Genomic DNA, 21,593 nt, shown 5'->3' on the forward strand with positions numbered 1-21,593 from the left:
CAGCGTTGCTCTGGTAGCTGCCCACCTTGGTGGGCACCGATGGAAGCCAGCGCCCACCAAGGTTGGCGGCTACCAGGCCTGAGCGGTGTTGCTCTGGTAGCTGCCCACCTTGGTGGGCACCGACGGAAGCCAGCGCCAACCAAGGTTGGCGGCTACCAGGCCTGAGCGGTGTTGCCCTGGTAGCTGCCCACCTTGGTGGGCACCGATGGAAGCCAGCGCCAACCCAGGTTGGCGGCTACCGGGATCGATAGATACCCATGCGCCGCTTGGCGCTACAGGAACTCCGCCATGCGCTGCAGCTCGTCGTCCAGCGCGCCACGAAATACCTTGTCGCGGGCCAGCGACTTGCCGGCATAGCCCACGCTCGACACCAACTCACCCTCGCGCACGCTCAAGTTGGCCCAGCCCACCACCTGCTCATGCCACAACACCGGCAGTGCGTAGTAGCCGTACTGGCGTTTCGGTGCAGGCGTGTACGCCTCGAACTTGTACACCCAATCCCACAACAGCTCGAAGCGGCGGCGGTCCCACACCACCGGGTCGAACGGCGCCAGCAGGCGCACCTGTTCGTCCGGCGCATGGCGGCGCGAGCGCGGATTTTCGTCTGCCGGCCAGTACCAGGTGGTGCCCTCCAACGTGCAGCTGGCCAGCTGCTGCTTGGCCAGCGCCAATGCCTTGCGGGTCTGCTCGGCCAGGTGCGGCGCGCCATAGCCCAGCAGGCGCACCAGATAGGTCAGGCTGGCCGAAGGCAGCGGCGCGTACTTGCGCACTACCAGATCAATCAGGGCGGCGGCACGTTCGATCTGCGCCTGTTCGCTGGAATCGGGCTCGGCATGATCGGCCACCGCGTAGATGCGCGTACCGCTGTCGCGCCGCTGCACGCGCAGCAGGCCACGGTAGTGCATGCCATCCAGCAGATGCGTACTGGCGTTGCTGGTGCCGCCCCAGTAGTTGGTCACTCGCCCATGCGCGAACGCCTGGTCGACCTCGCGCGGGTGCACGCTGCCACGCTCGCGCACAAAGGCCAGCACGTCGGCCGCACGGCGATGGGTCTCGGCATCCCACTCGCGCTTGGAAACCCGTGGGTGCATCAGCGCCAGATGCTCGCGCGGCAGGAAGCCGTAGTTCACCAGGCAATCCTCTTCCACCGGCAGACGCGTGTAGCGGCGCTCAAGATCGCCCGCGCGGTAGTCCTTCACCCGGTGGCGCAAGGTCAGGTCCTGTGCGCGTGCCGGTGCGCGGATCGGGTCGGCCTGCACGAAGCCCAGCCGCCGGATCGCGGTCAGCAGCGTGGTCGGCTTGAACAGGGTGCGCGCGACCGCGTAGCGGCGAAGATCATCGAGAGTAGGCGTGGCAGGCATGGCCGCATTGTAGATCCACGCCATCCGTAGATGGGGCCGTGGCGAACCGTGCAACGGCACCCACGCATGGCGTGCATCTACCGAAGCCGCGATACCTCCAGCGAACCGATCACCAGGGCCCGCATGCCCTGCTTGAACTCGGTGATCACCTGCCCTTCTTCGTCATCCGCAATCGCGTAGATGGTGTCGGCACCGGCGATGCAGTAGAACGCGATCGTGGCCAGCAGCCAGCGCGCCTTGTCCACCGGCAGGCCGAACACCTCGGCCACGTGCGCCTGGTGCGAGGCGATCTTTTCCAGCATCGGCGCGGTCGCCACCGTGCGCCGCAGCAGGTAAGGCGGTAGCCCGGGATGCGCCTTCACCACTTCGCACAGCGACTCCACGAACCCCATCAGATAGGCCTCCAGCCCACCCGGTGCGTCGACCGACGCGCGCGGAATCTGCCAGCGCTGGAACACCGCCTCCGCCACCAGGCGCTTCAACGCCTCCAGGTTGGCCACGCGCTTGTACAGCGCTGCCTGGGTCACCGCCAGTTCGGCGGCCACGTTGGCCATGGTCAGGTTGGGCAGGCCCAGGCGGATGCCGATGTCGGCCAGACGCTCCGGGGTGATGGTGGGCGGGCGGCCACGGGTCGGCGCCGTTGGATCGGGGTGCGTGCTCATACGGTGCCTACTCTTGCGGTGCGCGTCCATACCCTGCTGAGGGTGCCAGCAAAGGGACCCTCTTGTCCGCTTCGACTGATTTAGTTTACTTTACTCAACTAATTCGGAATGCGTCCGCCGCGCACCCGTAACCGAGCCCATGGCTCACCTCCCGCCAGGTCCCCACCCAGCCAACAACCCTGCGCTGCGCCCTTTCCCCGTGCTTGCCGTCGGCAGCGCGCCAGGCGCGCTCGCGCCTGCGATTCACAGGACTCTGGCATGACCGTTTTCAACTTCACTTCTGCACAGCATCGCGCTGCCGCCGCATCCTCCGGCCTGATGTATTCGCCGGGCATGGTCCGGCGCTACCGGGTGTCCGCCCTCGCGCTGGGGCTGCTGGCCTCGTTCGCCGCGCTGGCCGACGCCGCGCCGTCCACCCTTCCGTCGGTACAGGTGCAGGAACAACGCCGGGTCACTGCAGACTATGCGGGCGGGCAAGTGGCTGCCGGCAGCCGCGTCGGCCTGCTCGGCGACAAGGATTTCATGGACACGCCGTTCAATACGGTCAGCTACACCGAGTCCTTCATCCGCGATCGCCAGGCCAAGGACCTGACCGACGTCATTGCCGCCACCGACCCCACGGTGTTCAGCAACGGCGTCACCGGTGCCTGGAGTGAGAACTACGCGATCCGCGGCTTTGCCTCCAACACCAGCGACACCACGTTCAATGGCCTCAGCGGCATGGCGCCCTACTACCGCACCTCGCCGGAGATGTTCGAGCGCATCGAGGTGCTGAAGGGACCGTCTGCGCTGCTCAACGGCATGCCGCCGGGCGGCTCGGTCGGTGGCAGCGTCAACCTGGTGCCCAAGCGCGCAAGCGAGCAACCGCTGCTGCGGGTCAGTGCCAACTTCGCCTCCGATGCGCAGTTCGGCACCCACGTGGATATGGGCCGTCGCCTCGGCGCCGACAGGCAGTTCGGCATCCGCTTCAACGGTGCCTACCGTGATGGTGACGGCGCCGTCGGCAAGCAGCGCAAGAAGGTACAGCTCGGTTCGCTGGCACTGGACTGGCGCGGCGAACGTATGCGGCTGTCGGCCGATCTGTACAGCGCCGACGACCGCGTTGACGGCCCGGCGCGTGGCGTCGGCCTGGCACCGGGTGTGGCCATTCCACGCCCGCCACGCGGGGATACGCTGATCAACCCGGATTGGGCCTACGTGGACAGCCAGGACAAGGGCGCGATGGTGCGCGGCGAGCTGGATGTCAACGATAGCCTGATGGCCTACCTCGCGTACGGCACCAGCAGGACCGACTACCGCTACAACGGTTCGATCAGCGCGCAGATCCTCAATCCAGCCGGCGACTTCACCACGGTGATCGGCCAGCTCGCCTTCGACATCAGGAAGCAGTCCGCAGATGCCGGCCTGCGCGGTTCGTTCCACACCGGCAGCGTCGGCCACCAGTGGGCCGCCAACGTGACCCACTACCAGCACACCCAGAACGACTACGGTCGCCGCAGCGTGCCGGGCTGGGACTGGACCACCAACCTGTACAACCCGGTGTGGGGCCCGGCCGCGCCGTTCGTGGCACCGCACATCTCGCATACCGAGCTGACGCTGGACAGCAACGGCGTCGCCGACACCCTCGCCTTCGCCGATGACCACGTGCAGCTGACGCTGGGCGTGCGCCGCCAGCAGGTGGTCAGCGAGACCTTCAACGTGTCCACGGGTGCACGCACCTCGCGCTACGACGAGAGCGCCACCACGCCGGCAGCGGCCCTGCTGGTGAAAGCCACCGGCACGATCGCCCTCTACACCAACTACATCGAAGGCCTCAGCCAGGGCGCCACCGCGCCGATGACCGCTGCCAATGCCGGCGATGTGTTCGCACCGTTCCGCACCAGGCAGAAGGAGCTGGGCCTGAAGCTGGACCTGGGCAGCTTCGCGCACACCTTCAGCATGTACGAGATCAAGCGACCGAGCAGCTATACCGACCCGGTCACGAATATCTTCTCGTTTGGCGGCGAGCAACGTAACCGCGGCGTGGAATGGGGCTTCTTCGGCGCACCGCTGGACGGCGTGCGCCTGCTCGGCGGCGTGGCCTATGTACGGCCGAAGCTGACCCGCACGGCAGGCGGCGTGAATGAGGGACGCATCGCCACCGCCGTGGCGCAGCGACAGGCCAAGCTGGGCGTGGAGTGGGATGTGCCGACCTTGCAGGGCCTGACCTTGACCGGCAATGCCACGGCGATGTCGAAGCAGTACATCAGTGCGGACAATAGCCTGTCGGTGCCGGGGCGCACGTTGTTCGATGTGGGGGCGCGTTACAGCACCACCGTGGAGGGTCGACCGCTTGCGCTGCGGGCCAGCGTGAACAACGTGACCAACAAGGCCTATTGGGGCATGCCGTTGTTGTCGAGCCTGGCACTGGGTGCGCCGAGGACGGTGTTGCTCTCTGCGACGATGGATTTCTGAAAGGCATCCACGCATCGCGCAGCTTATCTGCCATCGGATTCGTACGAATCCGATGGCGGTTGCCTTTTCACGGTCGCACCATCGTCACGAATCCACCTTTTGCGATGGCCCCATGACCGTTGGCGTACGTCCGTCAATCATCACCTGGCTGGCCAGCACGTCTCGATACGCGCTGCTGGCCGGCCTCCTGCTGGCGCCCCACTTCGCCAACGCCGCTGCGGTGTGTGTCATCCGATCGAGCCACCGCATGCTGCTGGTGCAGGACCTCGCTTCGCGCTGGCAACTTCCCGGTGGCGGCGCCGAGCCCGCTGAAACACCGCAGCAGAATGCGCTGCGGGAAACCCTGGAGGAGACCGGCATTGAAGCCACGATCTCCGGCGTGCTGGCGACCGAAGGCAGCGTACACGTCTTCGGCTGCCAGGCCCGAAGCCCGCTGCAGGCGCAGGGCCACGCCGTCAATGTACTGGGCGCGCCGCACCTTGGGCGCGAGACCATCCAGGCGCGACTGGTCACCCGCGACGAAGCACGCCAGCTGCGGACCCGTTTCCCGGACCAGCTTGAGCGCGCTTTCGAACGTTTACCCGATGTGCCCGATACCGCGCTGCAGCCCGTGGCTGGGTTTGACCCAGCAACGCCTTTCCGTGAAGCAGAGCTTCAGCGGGTCAAGCAGACGCAGCAATGGCCGCTGGGCCCCGTCGCCACGGTCGGCAACGTACTGGGCGAGTTCTGGTTCTACCTGCTGACCATGCCGGTGCTGTGGGTCGTCTTCGGCGCGCGCGTCGCGCGATTGATGCTGATGACGCTGATGCTGGTGACCGTGGTCGTGCAGGGCTTGAAAGCGTGGGTGGCAGTGCCGCGGCCTTTCAGCTTCGACCCCAGCCTGAGCCTGTCCGGCGCCGGCGGCCCGGCCATGCCCAGCGGACATACGGCCAGCGCGACGGCGTTCTTCCTGCTGATTGCATTGTGGCTGGCAGGCAGGAGCGCCGGCAAAGGCCGCTATTGGCGGCACCTGGGGCTGGGGGTGCTTGCACTGATGGCCGGGTTGCTGGCCGGGCTGTCGCGGGTCTGGCTGGGCGTCCATTACTGGTCGGACGTAGGCGTCGGGTTGTTGCTGGGCGTACTGTCCGCAGTGGCAATTCGTGAGCTTGAGCGCCGGCTGTCCTGCAGCCAGAAGCCCGGGCGCGACGAGCGCGCAGGCTGGGCGGTGTTGGCGGTCGCCAGCCTGGCGGCGGGCCTCTCTTGGTGGACCATGGCCATGCTGCTGCCGCTCAGCGTGGCCGTTGCCTGCGCATTTGCACCACGCCGGGCGCAGGAGCTGTCCTCAGCGCGCTCTGCCGCCGTGCTGCTGGCCGGCCTGTTGCTGTTGGCGGGGTTCTGCCTGCCCGCTGCGCAGCGCGCCGAACCCTTTGTGTTCGCTGCCAGCCTGCAGGCCATGGTGTTCGCCGCCATGGGCCTGTGGATCGCGTGGGGTGCCGGTGCCGTGGCGACCTGGCGCTCGAAGAACCCGTAGAGCCAGGCCATGCCTGGCTGGCGCCAGGCCGATCCGCCAAGAGCATCCACGCATGGCGTGGATCTACTGAAATTCCCGGTAGAGCCGGGCCATGCCTGGCTCGTTTCACTCAGGGTGCAGGCGATAGATGGCGTGGCTGGTCAACGCCAGTGCGGCCAGCTTCAGACCTTCCATCACGCGATCGCCCACGTACTGTTCCGGGCCACCGTTCTGCCGGGCGCGTTCGGCCGCCAGCAGGATCTCCTGCACGATACGCAGCCCGGCCAGTGCGCCATCGGCGTCGGCCAGCGCCAGGCACCGGCCCGGCAGCTGATGACGCTCTGGCCAGGGCTGGCCATCGGCGGCGGCGCCCAGCCCGATGCGATGCAGCAGGGCCGTCAGGTTGTTGGGATCGGGCGGGATGTCGTGTCCTTCATCGGCATTGGCCGGGGCGCGCTGATGGGGGAACTCCGATGCATTCATGGCGGGTCTCCGTGCAAGGCATGCGGGACCACCGCCCTTAACAATCAAGGCGGCGGACGGTACGTGGCTGGAAATCCGGTGGTCGCGTAAGCACTGACCGGCAGGTGGGTTTTCACCCACCTCCACGCACCGCCCGCCATAAAGCTCGAACGGAATGCCAGCCGACGCCGCACAAGGCGACGCCGGCTGGCGAGCGCAAACTACATGCGACCAACGGGGTTTCCAGGCCCCGGCCATCCTTTATCGATGGCAACCCATCATGTGCACAACGATGTGGCAGGCGCCAACAACCCAAGTGCAAAGACAGCAACGTTCACGCAGCCGCAGCATTGTCGCATATCGATAATCGAGCCGAAAATTCAACAACTTGCACCATGCCGATGGCAGCATGCTCCACCCGCATCGGCACCGCGCGTTCCTTGACCGCGTCCGGCTTTCAAGACAGGCGACATGCCAGTTCCGACATTACGCAAGCAGATGGGCAACCAGCGCCAGCACCGCCAGATGCCCCACGTAATACCCGTAGAACATCCAGCGCCAACGCGGCAGTTGCCACGTCATCCGCGTCGCCAGCAGCACTATCGGAATGGCCAGCAGCGCCCAGCCGTTGTGGTTGGCCCAGCACACCGCCGCAAGCGCGAGCAGGCGCAGCAACCATGCTCGATGCCGGAACGCGATCCAGGCCAGCAGCACAGCGCCAACGCCGGCCCACTGGTAATCCACGAGCATCGGCAGCACGCCGGCAGCCAGCAACAGCAGCACAGGCCGATTGTTCGCAAGCGCATGCACGGCCACCGCCGCCAAGGTGAAGGTGAGCAGGATGTTGAGCGGCAGCCAGGAACCGAACGCGAAGGCGTGCAACGGCTGCGCGATCAGCCCCCATAGCGCGAGCCGGCGGATCGATTTGCGCAGGTCGGCGCCCGGCTGGGCCAGGTTGCAGGCCATCACCAGCGCGAACAGCGGGAAGGCGATACGCCCCAGTTCGCTGACCACCGGCACGTAGCCCCCGAACACCACCTTGGCCACGTGGTCGCCGGTCATGGCCAGCAGCGCGATCCACTTCAACAGCTCGCGCGCGCCGCTGCCGAGGCTGAGGTTGAACGTGGACGTCCCGGTCGTGGTCGCTTGCATCGCGGAAGCTTATGCGCATCGGCCAGCGCATTTCCAGCGCCGCGCAGGAGCCCGCCACTGCAAGCCGGAGATGGCGGCGCTATGCTGGCCGCCCCTGCTTGTGAGATACCTGCCATGCGCACCCTGTACCCGGCCATCGAGCCCTACCGCGAATTCACCCTGCCGGTGAGCGATCTGCACACGCTTCATATCGAAGAGTGCGGCACGCCGGAGGGCATTCCGGTGGTGTACCTGCACGGTGGCCCGGGCGCCGGTATCTCGCCGACCCATCGGCGCTTCTTCGACCCGGCGCGCTACCGCATCGTGCTGATCGACCAGCGCGGCAGCGGCCGTTCCACGCCGTTCGGCGAGCTGCGCGACAACACCACGCAGGACCTGGTGGCGGACATCGAAAAGGTGCGTGAGCACCTGGGCATCGAGCGCTGGCTGGTCTATGGCGGCTCCTGGGGCTCCACGCTGTCGCTGGCCTACGCGCAGGCGCATCCGGAACGCGCCACCGGCCTGATCGTGCGTGGCGTATTCCTCGGTCGTGAGATCGAGAACCGCTGGTTCGCCGAGGCCGATGGCGGTGCGCGCTGGATCTTCCCGGAGCGCTGGGACCGCTACGAGGCTTATATCCCGGAAGCCGAGCGTGGCGACATGATCGCGGCCTACTGGGCGCGCATGGATGGCCCGGATCAATCAACCCGCATCGAAGCCGCGCAGGCCTGGTTGGGCTGGGAAGACAATGCGGCCACCCTGCAGCACGACGTGGATACCGAATCCACCGATGATCCGCTGGATACCCTGGCGAAGGCCCGCATCGAAGCGCACTACTTCCGCAACGGCATCTTCCTGGAGCCGGACCAGCTGCTGCGCAACATCGAACGCATCCGCCACCTGCCCGGCGTGATCGTGCAGGGGCGCTACGACATCATCTGCCCGCCGCGCAGCGCGTGGGACCTGGCGAAGGCCTGGCCGGAAGCGCGCCTGGAGATGGTGACCTCCGGCCACAGCGCCAACGAGCCGGCCACGGTCGATGCGCTGGTGCGGGCGACGGATGCCTTTGCCGACCGGTTCTGAACGCCTGGGGTAGTGCCGGCCGCTGGCCGGCACCCCGCAACACACTCCCGCGTGCGACTACGGGTTGGCGTCAAACACCACGGTCATGTTGCCCTCCCAATGCGAGCCTGGCGCCTTCAGCATCTCTGTTACGGCGTCCCGTCCTGCGGTGAACCGCAAGGTCGACCGCCGCTGCATCAGATAGCCATCCGGTGTGAAGCGCGGCGCCTGTGCGTCGTCGGGCGACAGCGGTGTGTCCTGCGCCGGGCGCCCATCGCGCAGATTGCGCATGCCGGGCAGGGTGACGTCCACATCCACCGGTACAACCTCCCCAATCGTCTGATTGCGAATGCCGCAGCGATTGCCCGCGTCGTGCTCACACCGCAGCTTCATGCTGAAGTCCATCGACGTAGTCAGGTAGAAAGGGAGCTCCTGATAGAGGCGTGCCGGGGTTAGGCCATGATCGTTCCACTGTGCCCAGCCTCCTTCCGGGGCAAGCTTGACGGTTGGACGCTCGCTTGCAAAACGCACCTTGAAGTCGTGGACCACGTCCAGCAACAGCTGCAGTGTCAGCTCCGAGTCGGAATAGTCACCCTGCCCCAGGTCGATCTGCTGCCCGTTGCCAACCGTGTACGTCACGCTGCCGCTGTACTGTCCATCCTGCGCCCGCAACGGATTAGGGGTTTCAAGGTGATAGCCAATGGAGAATCGCAGATAGTTCGCGACGGAATCGGTGGTAGCACGCGGATTGCGCGCGCAGACCGCACTGCGCTCTGGCACTTCCCAGGCGTATCGATAGAACGTCGCATTTCCAACGCCCGTTCGTCCGGCGCAACCTCCTGTAGATGATCCATATAGCCCGGGTGACGTGCCATCGTGAGCCAAACCCCACTCCATGCCGACGAGGAACAGTCGTATGCGCGCCTTCAGTTCATGGCCTGCGGCGTTGACAACCGTCACGTCGCGCCAGTTTCCATCGGCGCCGAGGTACCACTTCTCGCGCGCCTCCTCCCCCCCCCCGAACAGCCGCCGCTGGCTGACGTTCAGGCCCGTGTTGATGGTGAAGTCGCCTGGCTTGCAGTAGCCCGAGTGCTGGGCACAGTACCCTGATTGCGGTGTGGTATTGACGAAACGGTTGTGGGTGGGATCAAGCGCCGTCGGCCTGAACTCCGCGGTAATCTGCAGATCTACCGCACGCGCAGGCGGCAGCGGCAGGAACAGCAGGAGCCCAACGAGGTAGAGTGCGATGGATGATTGGAATGTTCGAGAACGAAGTACAGTGTTTGCCATGACGTAGTTTCTCCTGCGTTCGCTCACGGACCTGCCAGTGGGGCTGGACATCCGACGGTGCCCACCATCAACACATCCCCTTCCCTGGGGTAGCGCCCCTCCTCCATCGTCAGCGTGCAGCTGACCAGGTTGGGGTAACGCAACTCCACCACCGGCGCACGGGCGCTCAGTTCCAGGGTAAAGAAGCCGTCCTCCTGGCTGACGCTGCGGCCGGCGTGGTTGATCACCTGCACGCCGCGCACGCCGTTGCCGTCTGCATCCAGTACCTGGCCCATGACGGTGAAGGTGCGCAGCACGTCCAGCGTGGCATGCATCACGCCGCCCTTGTTGAGGTGATAGCTGACGACCGAGGGCTGCAGCGTTGCCGACGGCGCATGCCGGCCCTGGAAATCGAACTGCACGTGGCCTGCGCGATACGCGGCCACCGGAACGAAGTTGCGGCCCGGGCGCAGCGCAACGCCGCCACCGTGGCTGTCGTCCGCACGCAGGGCAAGATCGGGATAATCGCTGCGGACATCGACAATCAGCCCGGTATCGGCGCTTCTGCCGCGCCCCTGCCCCAGCACGGCGGCGCGCCCACCGCCAATGACCACGGTGCTGTCGAGGTTGGCGGTGCCGCTGATGCGACCCGACGCCGCGCCGCGGTAGACCTGCATGTCACCTTCCACAAACGCGCCCTGCAGCGAGGCACCCGCGCCTGCGCCCAGCCCGCCCCGTTCGGCGGTGACCGTGCCATTCACGCTCTGCAGTACCGCTCCGTCCACGCGCTGTGTGGCGGTCGCGGTCACATAGGTGTCGCGGCGTCCGGCTTCGCCGGTGCGGCTGCCCAGGCTGCCGCTGTAGCTGCGTCGATCGCTGCCCAGCGACACACTCACCGTCAGGTCGATGCCGCGTTGCCGCCGGTACCCCGTGTAGCGGGCGCCGGGGCGGTCATAGGCGGAAACGCGCCAGTTGACATCATGCTTGCCGAACACCGTCTCCCGGCGCCCGTACGAGACATCGATGCCGGTCCCGCGGGTGAAGCCCGAACTGCGGGCCACGCGCAGGCTGGCAGTGTCGCGGTGCCCGAAACGATGCGTGATCGAGATGGCCGTGGTGTCCTGCCAGCCGCCGCGGGTCTCCCAGCGTGGGGCGCTGCTCGCATCCGCCACGACGCGCTCGCGCTGTTCCACCCAACCGCGCGCATGGTTGGCCACCACCGAGCCGGCACGATAGCGGTACAGGCCCTGCAGGTCCACGCCGCGCCCGGCGTCGCTGGAGGTATAGACATTGGTGTAGGTGCTGAAGCGGTCACTGGCCTGCCAGTCCATCGACACACCCGCCGCATGCCGCGCGCCGATCCGCTGCACGGTGGCCCCGGCCACCGCACGGGAATGCAACAGGTAATTGACCACGGCACCGGCCGCGGCGCCGCCCTCGCGGGCGCTTCCGGCGCTGGCCAGCAACCCGCGCTGCTGCCCTGCGAACGCGCTGTAGCGCCACCGCCGGCTGGGATCCTGCCAGCGGCTGGGCTTGTGGATGGAGGCGCTTTCGCGGGACGCTTCGCGGCCGTCCTGGACCACCCGCAGTTCCACATCGTAGATCCCGCCGGGTAGCCGGCGCGTATCGATTTCCTGGATGCCGGGCTTGACGGCCTGCGTGGACAGCAGGTTCCCGTCGCGGTAGATCTCCACCACGCCTTCGCCGCTGGCGGTGACATAGACGGGATAGACACTGGGGCTTCGCGTATCGGCCAGCAGCACGTCCGAGGATCCGAACAGCAGGCCCAGCGCCGTATCGTTCTGCGTACCCGGCGCGCGGGGCTGGCGCACAATGCCCTCGAAGCTGGGCAGGAAGTAGCCGGCGCGAACGAAGTGATCTCCCAGTTCGCGCTGGGCATACAGGGCACTGAGGTAGTGCTCGCTGCTGCCGGGCTGGGCGTAGTATTGGTAGCTGCCAACCGTGCTCCAGTGGCCGGCACTGCCGCGCAGTTCGGCGCTGTAGCGTACGGTGGCCTGCTGTTCCTGGCCGCCGTGCACGGCAAGACTGTTGCGCACGATCAACCCCCGGCTGCCCGCGTCCGGCAAGGCGATGTGGCGCCGCTCCTTCTGCGCGCCGGCAGGCGTCAGCACGCTCAGCAGCGAGTTGGACAGACTGTAGTGCAGCGCTGCCATGCCCCGGCACTGCTGCCTGCATACGCCCAGCGCCATCGGTTCAGCGAGCTGCTCGCCCCAACGGGCACGCTCGGTCTGTGCCAGCCGGCTTTCGTGGCTGTCACCAAAGCCGATCACCTGCACCCGGTTGTCTTCGTGCAGCAGAACCTCGGCGTCACCCAGATACTGGCCGTCCAGCTCCACGCGCACGGTGAGCGGGTTGCCAAACAGGTGCTCGCGGAACTCGGCCGGCATGCGTTCGCGCTGCTGCAGCAGGCTGGGCAGCTCGCCCGGCGCGAGGCCGGCCGCATGCGCTGAGGTGGCAAGGACCACGGCACCGATCGCGGTCGCGAGCCGGGCCAGTCGGAATCGACGGTGGTTGGAGGACGAGAGCATGGGCGCTGTTCCGGCGTCCCCGCCGCATCATTGGATGCGACGGGGCGCCTGAAAGGACTCAGGGGGTGATGTCGCTTTCGAAGATCATGTGGAACTGGCCGCCGTAGCTGCCCTGCTTGTAGCCGCCCGTCGGCGCAGTCGGCGCAATGGCGAAGGCCAGCGACTTGCCCGCGGCGGCCTGGGCCGCGTTGGCAACGGTGATCTTGGCGGCGGCGGTTGCCGGAACCTCCACGTTGTCCAGCTTCACCACCAGGTCCACGACGTCTGCGGCCGACGCCATCTGTGCCGGCGACGTCAGGTAGGCGGTGATGGCAGCCGGCGACTTGATGTTGATGACGCGCCCGGTCAGTTCGCCCAGGGTTTCGCGCGCGGTGTCCCACGGCAGGTTCTGCGGCAGGCCTTCCCAGCCGTCAGGCGTGGACACCTGCAGGCCAGCGGTGTTCGGGACGTCGGCGGTCACGTTGACGGTGATCGACTTGGATTCGGTGGCTGCCAGGCTGACAGCCGGTGCGATGAGGGCTGCAGCGGCTGCAGCCAGGGCGTACTTCTTCAGGGACATGGAAATGCTCCGGGATCGGTGGATGGATACGATGGGATACGACGCCAGGACGAAGACACAGCCTCCCCGCCGGGCGCCTGGCGAACCCGGTGGGGACGTTGCAGAAAGGGGAGATGGGCGGACGATCAGCGGCGCGAGTCGATGCTGCGGCGGTCGTCGCCCTCCCTCAGGTCGTAGCGGGCGAACCGGCTGTCGTCGGCCTGCAGCGCATAGGTTCGCCCGGGCCGGACATGGACGATGATGCCGGGCGTGCAGGCATCCGGACTGCTTCGCTCGCAGTACCGCAGGTTGTCCAGCACCACCGTGGCGTTGCCACCGTTGTGCACGTGACCGTCCTGCACACGGGTGTCATAGCGCGTGTTCCGCGGTGCCACGAACAGGATGGTGCCGTAGCCGGTGAACACGCGAACTGCCGAAGTCAGCCCGGTGATCTCCTGCACCTGCGCATCACTGAGCGAAAACTCCTCGGCGCTCGGCACCACCGGAATGAAGCGCAGCCGGTAGTAGCGCTCCTCATCGCGGTCACCGCGATAGACCAGGCGCGTCGCCTGTTGGCCATTGGCGGCAATGATCAGGCGGCTGGGGCTGGCGATCACCCCGTGCGCGCCAGGTGCATTGCGTACCAGCGCCACGGTGTCCACTGGCGTTTCGACAACCTTGCCGTCTGCATCGAAGTGCATCTCGGTGACCTCAACGCGCACGTATGCGGTCACATCACCGGTATTGCGTATGCGCTTGAGCAAGTTGCTCTGCGCGGGCGCAAGATGATCGAACAGGAGACCCACGTTGATCTGTGGTGTCGTGGCATGGGCGCTGCTGACGAACAGGGCCAGCAGGATCAGAATGAGTGCGCGTTGCATGACGAACTCGCGGGGGAGAGGCGAGCGGTTAGTTTCACGGCAGATTTACAATCAGGCCATGCAACAACTTGCAAAAAGGTCAGATATTTCCGACCTTCCAAAGCGACTCCGCCTGGGTCAGCCCGGAAATCCTGTTCGCGCACTCGGCCGCGGCGCACCGGCCCGTTGCACGTTTCGCTACGGCACGCCCTGGAACAGCATCGACGGCCGGTACACGCATGGGGCGTGCGGGTGAACGGTGGCCCACCGCCATCTGGTGACCCGGTCGGTTCTTCGCAGCTCGCTTACCGATCCGGGCCGAATATCCGGCCGTGGCCATCCACAGCCATGGCCCGCGCCCCCACTTCTGGAGCCTGTCATGACCGGTATTCGCTGCGTTTCTGCTGTCCTCCTCATCACCATCGGCCTGCTGCTGGGCGCCTGTTCCAGAACCCAGGAGGCGAGCAAGGCCACCGCCGCCGAGGACGTCACCGAAGTGAAGCTGATACCGCCGTATGAGTCGCTGGACAAGGACAAGGACGGCATCGTCACGCTGGCCGAAGTGGATGCCGTGGCACCCGACTGGGCCGAGCGCCTGCATGCCTGCGATACCGACCGTGACAAGACGTTGACCCGTGGCGAGTACGACGTCTGCAAGCAGACCAGCGGCGCGCATTGACCCACCACTGAACCCTCGATCGGCACCGCATACGCCCGGCTATACCAAGGTATAGCCGGGCTAACCCACGGGCCTCTAGGCCTGCCCCATTCAGGGGCGGACAATAGCGCCACTGGCCAGGGCAACCCTGGCTGGCCTCTTCCTTCATGGAGACGCAGATGGACCCCGACCCTGCCGGGCGCACCGCGCCCCGGATGCCCGCTTGTTGCCTGTTCCTGGCGCCTGCCCGCCGGTCCCTGCCTGCCTGAGTGACGGGGGACCGCCAGGTGCCGCCTGCCTGGAGATCGCCCCCATGTCCTACAAGATCCTCTACATCACCCTGCGCCGCCTGATCGGTGAGCGCGATGTTGCCGCCCTGCGCAGCCAGCTGCTGCAGCACGGACCGGTCATGTTTGCCCGTTCGCTGTCGCTCGGTTCGCCGCGCGTGGTGGCCGACGCGCTGTCGCTGCTGCCGATCAGCGAGCGGATCACCGTGCTGCGCCATCTGCCCTACCCGCTGCGCGATGCGATGAAGCCGCTGTGCATTGGTGGCAGCCAGCGCCTGCACATGCAGCCGTGGTCGCCGGCGGTGCTGGCGATGCGCCACGCCTGAACTGTCTCACCCATTCCGTTCGTGTTCCGGCTGCGGCCGGCTCTGACATTCGAGGAGCGTCCCATGAGCCTGCTCAACGCCTGGTTCAATGCCTTCCTGCGCAGCCGTCGCGCAGGCAACCTGTTCCGCCGCCGCGCGATGCCCGAAGCCGGCTTTGGCCCGGGCAGCGCCGAGGCCGCACCGTTCGCGCTTACCACCGGCCTGGTCACCCTTGCCCAGCAGGAGGAAGCCGAGCTGCTTGCGACGCTGGATTCGCATGCCGATGGCCTCAGCCCGCATGAAGCCGAGGAGCGGCTGGCCACGCTCGGCCCCAACGAGGTGGATCACGAAAAGCCGCTGCCGTGGTGGCGGCACCTGTGGCAGTGCTACCGCAACCCGTTCAACCTGCTGCTGACCGTACTGGCCGCGGTGTCCTGGCTGACCGAGGACATCAAGGCCACCGTGGTGATCGGTGCGATGGTGCTGCTGTCCACGCTGATCCGCTTCGTGCAGGAAGGCCGCTCCAACCGTGCAGCCGAGCGGCTGAAGGCACTGGTCGGCAACACCGCGCGCGTGCTGCGCCGCAATCCGGGCACCGAGGCCGCCGATGTGGCCGACCAGTACTTCGGTGCGCACCTGCACAGCCGTCGCCCGGCTCGCCTGCTGGACCTGCCGATCCGTGAGCTGGTGCCCGGTGACCACATCGTGCTGTCGGCCGGCGACATGATTCCGGCCGATTGCCGCGTACTGACCGCCAAGGACCTGTTCGTGGCACAGGCCGCAATGACCGGCGAATCGCTGCCGGTGGAAAAGTTCGCGCACCCCGGCGATGGCCTGGCTGGCCTGCTGGAGCAGCACAACCTGCTGTTCATGGGCACCAACGTGGTGTCAGGCACCGCCACCGCCGTGGTGCTGGCCACCGGCAACCGCACCTACTTCGGCACGCTGGCCCAGCGCAGCACCGCTACCGACCGTGCGCCCACCGCGTTCCAGGCCGGCGTCAACAGTGTCAGCTGGCTGCTGATCCGCTTCGCGCTGGTGATGGTGCCGTTCGTGCTGCTGATCAACGGCTGGACCAAGGGTGACTGGACCGAGGCGTTCCTGTTCGCGCTGTCGGTAGCGGTGGGCTTGACGCCGGAAATGCTGCCGATGATCGTCACCTCCACCCTGGCCAAGGGTGCGGTGCTGCTGTCGCGGCGCAAGGTGATCGTCAAGCGCCTGGATGCGATCCAGAACTTCGGCGCGATGGAAGTGCTGTGCACCGACAAGACCGGCACGCTCACCCAGGACAGGATCGCGCTGGAGCGCCACACCGATGTGTTCGGTCACGATTCGGAAGACGTGCTGAAGTTCGCTTACCTCAACAGCCACTTCCAGACCGGGCTGATCAACCTGCTGGACCGCGCGGTGCTGGAGCATGTGGAGCTGCAGAGTTCGCTGCGGCTGTCGCAGGACTACCACAAGGTGGATGAGATCCCGTTCGACTTCGAGCGCCGCCGCATGTCGGTGGTGGTGTCCGAGCGCGAGGACCACCATGAGCTGATCTGCAAGGGCGCGGTGGAAGAGATGCTGGCGGTGTGCAGCACCGTGCGCGAGAACGGCCAGGACATGCCACTGGACGAGCGCCGCCTGGCGCGGGTGCGGCAGACCACCGAGGAACTGAACGAACAGGGCCTGCGCGTGGTGGCGGTGGCGATGAAGGAGACCGCGGCCAGTCAGAGCGCCTACTCGCAAGCGGACGAGTGCGGGTTGACCCTGGTCGGCTACGTGGCCTTCCTGGACCCGCCTAAGGAGTCGGCTGCGCAGGCGCTGCAGGCGCTGGCCGCACACGGTGTCGAGGTCAAGGTCTTCACTGGCGACAACGAACTGGTGACCGCCCGTGTCTGCGCACAGGTGGGGCTGGACGCGGACACCATCCTGACCGGCCCGCAGATCGAGCGCATGGACGACGGCACGCTGTCGCGGGCGCTGCACCACCACCGCGTATTCGCCCGGCTGACGCCGCTGCACAAGGAGCGGCTGGTACGCGAGCTGCGCGCGCAGGGCAAGGTGGTCGGCTTCCTCGGCGACGGCATCAACGATGCACCGGCGCTGCGCGCAGCCGATATCGGCATCAGCGTGGACAGCGCGGTGGACATCGCCAAGGAGGCGGCCGACATCATCCTGCTGGAAAAGAACCTGATGGTGCTGGAGGAAGGCGTCATCCAGGGCCGGCGCACGTTCAACAACATGCTGAAGTACATCCGCATGACCGCCAGCTCCAACTTCGGCAATGTGTTCTCGGTGCTGGTGGCCTCGGCCTTCCTGCCGTTCCTGCCGATGCTGCCGCTGCAGCTGCTGGTGCAGAACCTGCTGTATGACATCTCGCAGATCGCCATTCCGTTCGACAACGTGGATGAGGAACTGGTACGCAAGCCGCTGAAGTGGAACCCGGCGGACATCGGCCGCTTCATGGTGTTCTTCGGGCCGATCAGCTCGCTCTTCGACCTGAGCTGTTTCGCGCTGATGTGGTACGTGTTCGATGCCCGCACGCCGGCCGACCAGGGCCTGTTCCAGTCCGGCTGGTTCGTGGTCGGCCTGCTGACCCAGACCCTGATCGTGCACATGATCCGCACGCCGAAGGTGCCGTTCCTGCAGAGCATCGCCGCGCCGCCACTGCTGCTGATGACCGGCCTGATCATGGCCATCGGCGTGGCCCTGCCGATGAGCCCGCTGGCCGGCTACTTCAAGCTGCAGGCGCTGCCGGTTGGCTATTGGCCGTTCCTGGTGGCGATCCTGTTCGGCTATGCGGTGCTGACCACCGCGCTGAAGAAGTTCTACATCCGTCGTTACGGCTGGCAGTAAGCGCCCGCCGCTTGTCCAGGGAGAAACGCAATGGACATCAATCCGAACCTGCCGGCGTTCAACGCCGGCGCCACGCTCAGCTCGCTGATCAGCCTGTCGGTGGCATTCGTGCTGGGCACGGTCATCGGCCTGGAGCGGCAGCTGCGGCAACGCACCGCCGGCCTGCGTACCAATACGCTGGTGGCGGTGGGTGCGGCAGTGTTCGTCGATCTGGCGGTGCGCTTCCATGACCTGTACGGCGGACCACCCTCGCCGCTGCATGTGGTGGCCTATGTGATCTCCGGCGTCGGCTTCCTCGGCGCCGGCGCGATCATGAAGGACGGCGCGCAGGTGTCCGGCCTGAACACCGCCGCCACCCTGTGGGGATCGGCGGCGGTGGGAGCATGTGCAGGTATCAAGCTGCTGCCCGAAGCAGTGCTCGCGGCGTTGTTCGTGCTGGCCGCCAATACCCTGCTGCGGCCGGTGGTGAACCGCATCCAGCGGCAGCCGCTGCCGGAAGCGTTCAGCGAGGCGACCTATGCGATCAACGTGGTCTGCCAGCGCGAACAGCAGGCCGAGGTGCTGGACCAGCTGTTGCTGCTGCTTGAGCAGGCGCAGTACCCGGTGCGCGCGGTGGACCAGCGCCCGTTCGGCGAGCGCGATGTGGAGATCGAGGCGGTGTTGTATGCCACCACGGTGGATGCCGGCGAACTGGACGCCGTACTTGCGACGCTGGCGACCACGCCCGGTGTGCTGCAGGGATTCTGGAACGCCAGCCTGGAGGAGTAGTGCCGGCCGCTGGCCAGCAACACCGTGCACCGCTTTGGTAGGTGCCGACCTTGGTCGGCAGAGAACCTTCAGAGACCGTGTCCATCCCTGCGGTAGTGCCGGCCGCTGGCCGGCAACCTCATGAGCTCCGGCAACACCGTGCAGTTGCCGGCCAGCGGCCGGCACTACCAGGCATCGTTCTGGCTTGTGCCGACCAACGGTCGGCACCCACAGCAAAAGAGCCTGCCGACCAAGATCGGCATCTGCCGATGGCGGCTTTGCTATCCTTTCACCCCACGCCAGGGAGCCGTCCCGATGCCATCGCTGTCGCCCCGCCGCCCGCTGGTGCTGCTGGCCCTGATCGTCGTGATGGCCGCGATCTTCCTGATCGACACCGTCACCGATTACGCGGTTGCTGCTGCCTGCTTCTACGCAGCGGTCATCCTCGCGGCATCGCGCGTGCTGGCCGCCCGCGGCCTGATCACGCTGGCCATCGCCTGCATCGCGCTGACCGGGCTGAGCTTCTTCCTGACCCGCTTCGGCACCTACCGCATCGGCCTGGTCAATTCGGTGATCGGCATGCTGGTGATCGGCATCACCACCTACCTCGCCCTGAACATGGAAGCGGCCAAGGCCGCCGTGCAGGAAGCGCAGGGTCGCCTGCTGCGGGTCGCCCGCGCCTCCACCGTGGGCGAACTCACCACCTCCATCGCCCATGAAGTGAACCAGCCGCTGGCGGCCATCGCCAGCAGCGCCGAAGCCTGCCAACGCTGGCTGGCCCAGGACCCGCCCAACGTGGACAAGGCCCGGCAGACCGTAGCCCGCATCCTGGCGGACGCGCACCGCGCAGGCGATGTGATCGCCCGCATCCGCGGCCTGACCCAGGGCGCGGCACCGGAACGACTTGCCTTCGACCTGAACCAGGCGGTGGAGGAAATGCTGGCGTTGTCGCGCAGCGAACTGGACCGGCATGGCGTGGCCGTGGCCCTGCTGCTGGACGCCGACCTGCCGCCGGTGCAGGCCGACCGCGTACAGGTGCAGCAGGTGATCGGCAACCTCATCCTCAATGCGGTGGATGCAATGGAAGCCGTACCCGCAGGCGACCGGCGTCTGTCGCTGCTGACCCGGCGTGAGGGCCAACGGGTCAGCCTCAGCGTACGCGATCGTGGCGTCGGCCTGCCCGCCGAGCATCCCGAGCGCGTGTTCGACGCGTTCTGGACCACCAAGTCGCACGGGTTGGGGCTGGGCCTCAGCCTGAGCCGCTCGATGATCGAGGCCAACGACGGCCAGGTCCGCGCCGAACGACCGGCAGGCGGCGGTGCCTGCTTCGTCTTCGACCTGCCCGTCGCCACGGATGTCCACCATGCGTAAGCCCACTGCACCCCTCGCCGATCCGGCGCCCATTGTCTATGTGGTCGACGACGATCCGTCGGTGCGCGCGGCGCTGGAAGACCTGCTGGCCTCGATGGGCCTGCAGGTGCGGGCCTTCGCCTCCACCCAGGCGTTCCTCGAACACGACCTGGAAGACGCGCCGGCCTGCCTGGTGCTGGACGTGCGCATGCCCGGCCAGAGCGGTCTTGAATTCCATGGCACGATGGGCAGCCATGGCCTGCAGCTCCCCGTGGTGTTCATCACCGGCCACGGCGACATCGCGATGGGTGTCAACGCGATCAAGGACGGTGCCATCGAATTCCTGACCAAGCCCTTTCGCGACCAGGAACTGCTGGATGCGATCCACAAGGGCATCGAGATCGACCGCCAGCGCCGCCGCGAGGGCGAGGCGCTCGATGCCCTCCAGCAGCGCTGGAACACGCTCAACACGGGTGAGCGCGAGGTGGTCGATGGCGTGGTGCGTGGCCGCCTCAACAAGCAGATTGCCGGCGACCTCGGCGTCAGCGAGATCACGGTGAAGGTGCGCCGCGCGCAGGTGATGCGCAAGATGGGCGCGCGCACCCTGGTCGACCTGGTGCGCATGTACGACCGCCTGCAGGCGGGGACGCCATGAACGTCCACGTCGCCTTGCTGCGCGCGGTCAACGTCGGCGGTACCGGCAGGCTGCCGATGCGCGAACTGGCGGCGATGTGCAAGGACGCAGGCTTCGCCGATGTCCGCACGTACATCGCCAGCGGCAACGTGGTGTTGCGCAGCTCGCTCGACGAGGCGGGCGTGCGCCAGGCCCTCGGCCAGCAGCTCCAGGAATATGCCGGCAAGCCGGTAGGCGTACTGGTGCGATCGGCCAGCGAGATCGCAGGTGTGGTGGCACGCAATCCGTTTCAGCAGGCCGCCGGCAACCGTGTGGTCGCCCTGTTCCTGGACGGCAGCCTGCCTGCGGACCCGCTTGATGGCGTGACCGGCCGGCGCGACGAACAGCTTGCACTCGGCACGCGCGAGATCTTCATCCACTACGGCGCCGGCATGGCCGACTCGCGCCTACGCATTCCCGGCACGGCACAGGGCACGGCGCGCAATCTCAACACCGTCGCTAGGCTAGCGGCGATGGCAGCGGAACTCCGCTAGGGTTCTTCCGGCAGGCTGTAGACCAGCCGGTAGTCATGGCGGCCCTCGCTGATGGTGATCTCCAGCGTGCCGCTCAGGCCGAGCAGTCCTTCACTGCCCGAGTCGGGCACCACCACCACGCTCAGCTGCGGCGTGCCACGGGTCATCAACCCGTTGTGCTGCAGGGTGAACCCACCCTGGCGCCCGGCCAGCGTGGCCGTTACCCGTTCCATCGCCACGTAGCCGGCCGAGCCCTGCACCGGCGTGCGGAAGGCCAGCATCTGGCCGACGCTGCTGCCGTGCAGGTCGCCGGCGAAGGTCTTGTTGATCGACATCACCGCAATCGGGCCGTCATTGCCACCGATCGGCCGCAGATCCACTTCAAACGTACCGTGTGCTTCGCCCTGCATCCTGCTCTC

General features: G+C 66.8%; 19 protein-coding genes. 10 read left to right on the forward strand and 9 right to left on the reverse strand.

Annotation, left to right across the window (positions count from 1 at the left end):
• Positions 1-272: 272 nt before the first annotated feature.
• Together AC5P98_RS19680 and AC5P98_RS19685 are read right to left on the reverse strand one after the other, a co-directional pair.
• The gene (locus AC5P98_RS19680; protein WP_049406620.1) at positions 273-1,361 is read right to left on the reverse strand and encodes a DNA glycosylase AlkZ-like family protein; all 1,089 of its coding nucleotides are present in this window, start codon (positions 1,359-1,361) and stop codon (positions 273-275) included.
• 77 nt (positions 1,362-1,438) lie between these two features.
• Entirely contained in the window at positions 1,439-2,023 is a 585-nt protein-coding gene (locus AC5P98_RS19685; RefSeq protein ID WP_014647283.1) for a TetR/AcrR family transcriptional regulator, read from the reverse strand.
• Positions 2,024-2,281: 258 nt separating this feature from the next.
• On the opposite strand from AC5P98_RS19685, the gene AC5P98_RS19690 reads away from it, so the two are divergent.
• Positions 2,282-4,477, forward strand: a complete 2,196-nt coding sequence (locus AC5P98_RS19690; RefSeq protein WP_495230172.1) for a TonB-dependent receptor — start codon at positions 2,282-2,284, stop codon at positions 4,475-4,477.
• 112 nt (positions 4,478-4,589) lie between these two features.
• The gene (locus tag AC5P98_RS19695) at positions 4,590-5,987 is read left to right on the forward strand and encodes a phosphatase PAP2 family protein (protein WP_049406608.1); all 1,398 of its coding nucleotides are present in this window, start codon (positions 4,590-4,592) and stop codon (positions 5,985-5,987) included.
• Positions 5,988-6,092: 105 nt separating this feature from the next.
• On the opposite strand, the gene AC5P98_RS19700 is transcribed toward AC5P98_RS19695, so the two are convergent.
• Entirely contained in the window at positions 6,093-6,449 is a 357-nt protein-coding gene (locus AC5P98_RS19700) for a hypothetical protein (protein WP_032962681.1), read from the reverse strand.
• Positions 6,450-6,914: 465 nt separating this feature from the next.
• Positions 6,915-7,580: a TraX family protein gene (locus AC5P98_RS19705; protein ID WP_049406611.1), complete on the reverse strand. Its 666-nt coding sequence runs from the start codon at positions 7,578-7,580 to the stop codon at positions 6,915-6,917.
• A 114-nt stretch (positions 7,581-7,694) separates the two neighbouring features.
• Between AC5P98_RS19705 and pip the strand changes: the two genes are divergently transcribed.
• Positions 7,695-8,642, forward strand: coding sequence for a prolyl aminopeptidase (gene pip / locus AC5P98_RS19710; RefSeq protein ID WP_049406614.1), 948 nt, complete (start codon positions 7,695-7,697; stop codon positions 8,640-8,642).
• A 57-nt stretch (positions 8,643-8,699) separates the two neighbouring features.
• On the opposite strand, the gene AC5P98_RS19715 is transcribed toward pip, so the two are convergent.
• The 4 genes from AC5P98_RS19715 to AC5P98_RS19730 form a co-directional block, all read right to left on the reverse strand.
• Positions 8,700-9,911 (reverse strand): hypothetical protein, encoded by a 1,212-nt coding sequence (locus AC5P98_RS19715; RefSeq protein WP_495230173.1) that lies wholly within the window; start codon positions 9,909-9,911, stop codon positions 8,700-8,702.
• A 23-nt stretch (positions 9,912-9,934) separates the two neighbouring features.
• Complete coding sequence (locus AC5P98_RS19720) at positions 9,935-12,439, reverse strand: TcfC E-set like domain-containing protein (RefSeq protein ID WP_049419557.1); 2,505 nt, start codon at positions 12,437-12,439, stop codon at positions 9,935-9,937.
• A gap of 58 nt (positions 12,440-12,497) precedes the next feature.
• Complete coding sequence (locus AC5P98_RS19725; RefSeq protein WP_049408751.1) at positions 12,498-12,998, reverse strand: CS1 type fimbrial major subunit; 501 nt, start codon at positions 12,996-12,998, stop codon at positions 12,498-12,500.
• A 125-nt stretch (positions 12,999-13,123) separates the two neighbouring features.
• Positions 13,124-13,858: a CS1 fimbrial subunit B flags: Precursor gene (locus AC5P98_RS19730; protein WP_049408750.1), complete on the reverse strand. Its 735-nt coding sequence runs from the start codon at positions 13,856-13,858 to the stop codon at positions 13,124-13,126.
• A 358-nt stretch (positions 13,859-14,216) separates the two neighbouring features.
• Between AC5P98_RS19730 and AC5P98_RS19735 the strand changes: the two genes are divergently transcribed.
• The 7 genes from AC5P98_RS19735 (at position 14,217) to AC5P98_RS19765 (ending at position 21,195) form a co-directional block, all read left to right on the forward strand.
• Positions 14,217-14,516 carry an EF-hand domain-containing protein gene (locus AC5P98_RS19735; protein WP_049408749.1) on the forward strand — a complete coding sequence of 100 codons (300 nt, stop codon included), beginning with the start codon at positions 14,217-14,219 and terminating at the stop codon, positions 14,514-14,516.
• Between the two features lie 292 nt (positions 14,517-14,808).
• Positions 14,809-15,108 carry a hypothetical protein gene (locus tag AC5P98_RS19740; RefSeq protein WP_005413574.1) on the forward strand — a complete coding sequence of 100 codons (300 nt, stop codon included), beginning with the start codon at positions 14,809-14,811 and terminating at the stop codon, positions 15,106-15,108.
• Positions 15,109-15,171: 63 nt separating this feature from the next.
• Positions 15,172-17,931 (forward strand): magnesium-translocating P-type ATPase, encoded by a 2,760-nt coding sequence (gene mgtA / locus AC5P98_RS19745; protein WP_049408748.1) that lies wholly within the window; start codon positions 15,172-15,174, stop codon positions 17,929-17,931.
• Between the two features lie 30 nt (positions 17,932-17,961).
• Positions 17,962-18,699 (forward strand): MgtC/SapB family protein, encoded by a 738-nt coding sequence (locus tag AC5P98_RS19750; protein WP_049408747.1) that lies wholly within the window; start codon positions 17,962-17,964, stop codon positions 18,697-18,699.
• Positions 18,700-18,993: 294 nt separating this feature from the next.
• Positions 18,994-20,049: a sensor histidine kinase gene (locus tag AC5P98_RS19755; RefSeq protein WP_049408755.1), complete on the forward strand. Its 1,056-nt coding sequence runs from the start codon at positions 18,994-18,996 to the stop codon at positions 20,047-20,049.
• Complete coding sequence (locus AC5P98_RS19760) at positions 20,042-20,683, forward strand: response regulator transcription factor (RefSeq protein WP_049408746.1); 642 nt, start codon at positions 20,042-20,044, stop codon at positions 20,681-20,683. The genes AC5P98_RS19755 and AC5P98_RS19760 overlap by 8 nt, the downstream gene beginning before the upstream one ends.
• A complete protein-coding gene (locus AC5P98_RS19765) occupies positions 20,680-21,195 on the forward strand; it encodes a DUF1697 domain-containing protein (RefSeq protein ID WP_049408745.1) in 516 nt (171 codons plus the stop codon). Before AC5P98_RS19760 ends, AC5P98_RS19765 begins: the two co-directional genes overlap by 4 nt.
• Here AC5P98_RS19765 and AC5P98_RS19770 read toward each other — a convergent pair.
• Entirely contained in the window at positions 21,192-21,584 is a 393-nt protein-coding gene (locus AC5P98_RS19770) for a DUF3224 domain-containing protein (RefSeq protein WP_049408744.1), read from the reverse strand. The two genes, AC5P98_RS19765 and AC5P98_RS19770, sit on opposite strands and share 4 nt — an antisense overlap.
• Between the last annotated feature and the right edge of the window lie 9 nt (positions 21,585-21,593).

The organism is Stenotrophomonas sp. YJH_SMC_135, assembly GCF_059372355.1.

What these genes read in the sequence shown, in the direction of transcription:
- AC5P98_RS19750 (WP_049408747.1), top strand. Translation starts at nt 17,962, where the DNA reads ATGGACATCAATCCGAACCTGCCGGCGTTCAACGCCGGCGCCACGCTC.
- AC5P98_RS19765 (WP_049408745.1), top strand. Translation starts at nt 20,680, where the DNA reads ATGAACGTCCACGTCGCCTTGCTGCGCGCGGTCAACGTCGGCGGTACC.
- mgtA (WP_049408748.1), top strand. Translation starts at nt 15,172, where the DNA reads ATGAGCCTGCTCAACGCCTGGTTCAATGCCTTCCTGCGCAGCCGTCGC.
- AC5P98_RS19715 (WP_495230173.1), bottom strand. Translation starts at nt 9,911, where the DNA reads ATGGCAAACACTGTACTTCGTTCTCGAACATTCCAATCATCCATCGCA.
- AC5P98_RS19685 (WP_014647283.1), bottom strand. Translation starts at nt 2,023, where the DNA reads ATGAGCACGCACCCCGATCCAACGGCGCCGACCCGTGGCCGCCCGCCC.
- AC5P98_RS19700 (WP_032962681.1), bottom strand. Translation starts at nt 6,449, where the DNA reads ATGAATGCATCGGAGTTCCCCCATCAGCGCGCCCCGGCCAATGCCGAT.
- AC5P98_RS19735 (WP_049408749.1), top strand. Translation starts at nt 14,217, where the DNA reads ATGACCGGTATTCGCTGCGTTTCTGCTGTCCTCCTCATCACCATCGGC.
- AC5P98_RS19705 (WP_049406611.1), bottom strand. Translation starts at nt 7,580, where the DNA reads ATGCAAGCGACCACGACCGGGACGTCCACGTTCAACCTCAGCCTCGGC.
- AC5P98_RS19760 (WP_049408746.1), top strand. Translation starts at nt 20,042, where the DNA reads ATGCGTAAGCCCACTGCACCCCTCGCCGATCCGGCGCCCATTGTCTAT.
- AC5P98_RS19770 (WP_049408744.1), bottom strand. Translation starts at nt 21,584, where the DNA reads ATGCAGGGCGAAGCACACGGTACGTTTGAAGTGGATCTGCGGCCGATC.
- AC5P98_RS19680 (WP_049406620.1), bottom strand. Translation starts at nt 1,361, where the DNA reads ATGCCTGCCACGCCTACTCTCGATGATCTTCGCCGCTACGCGGTCGCG.
- AC5P98_RS19755 (WP_049408755.1), top strand. Translation starts at nt 18,994, where the DNA reads ATGCCATCGCTGTCGCCCCGCCGCCCGCTGGTGCTGCTGGCCCTGATC.
- AC5P98_RS19720 (WP_049419557.1), bottom strand. Translation starts at nt 12,439, where the DNA reads ATGCTCTCGTCCTCCAACCACCGTCGATTCCGACTGGCCCGGCTCGCG.
- AC5P98_RS19690 (WP_495230172.1), top strand. Translation starts at nt 2,282, where the DNA reads ATGACCGTTTTCAACTTCACTTCTGCACAGCATCGCGCTGCCGCCGCA.
- AC5P98_RS19725 (WP_049408751.1), bottom strand. Translation starts at nt 12,998, where the DNA reads ATGTCCCTGAAGAAGTACGCCCTGGCTGCAGCCGCTGCAGCCCTCATC.
- AC5P98_RS19695 (WP_049406608.1), top strand. Translation starts at nt 4,590, where the DNA reads ATGACCGTTGGCGTACGTCCGTCAATCATCACCTGGCTGGCCAGCACG.
- pip (WP_049406614.1), top strand. Translation starts at nt 7,695, where the DNA reads ATGCGCACCCTGTACCCGGCCATCGAGCCCTACCGCGAATTCACCCTG.
- AC5P98_RS19730 (WP_049408750.1), bottom strand. Translation starts at nt 13,858, where the DNA reads ATGCAACGCGCACTCATTCTGATCCTGCTGGCCCTGTTCGTCAGCAGC.
- AC5P98_RS19740 (WP_005413574.1), top strand. Translation starts at nt 14,809, where the DNA reads ATGTCCTACAAGATCCTCTACATCACCCTGCGCCGCCTGATCGGTGAG.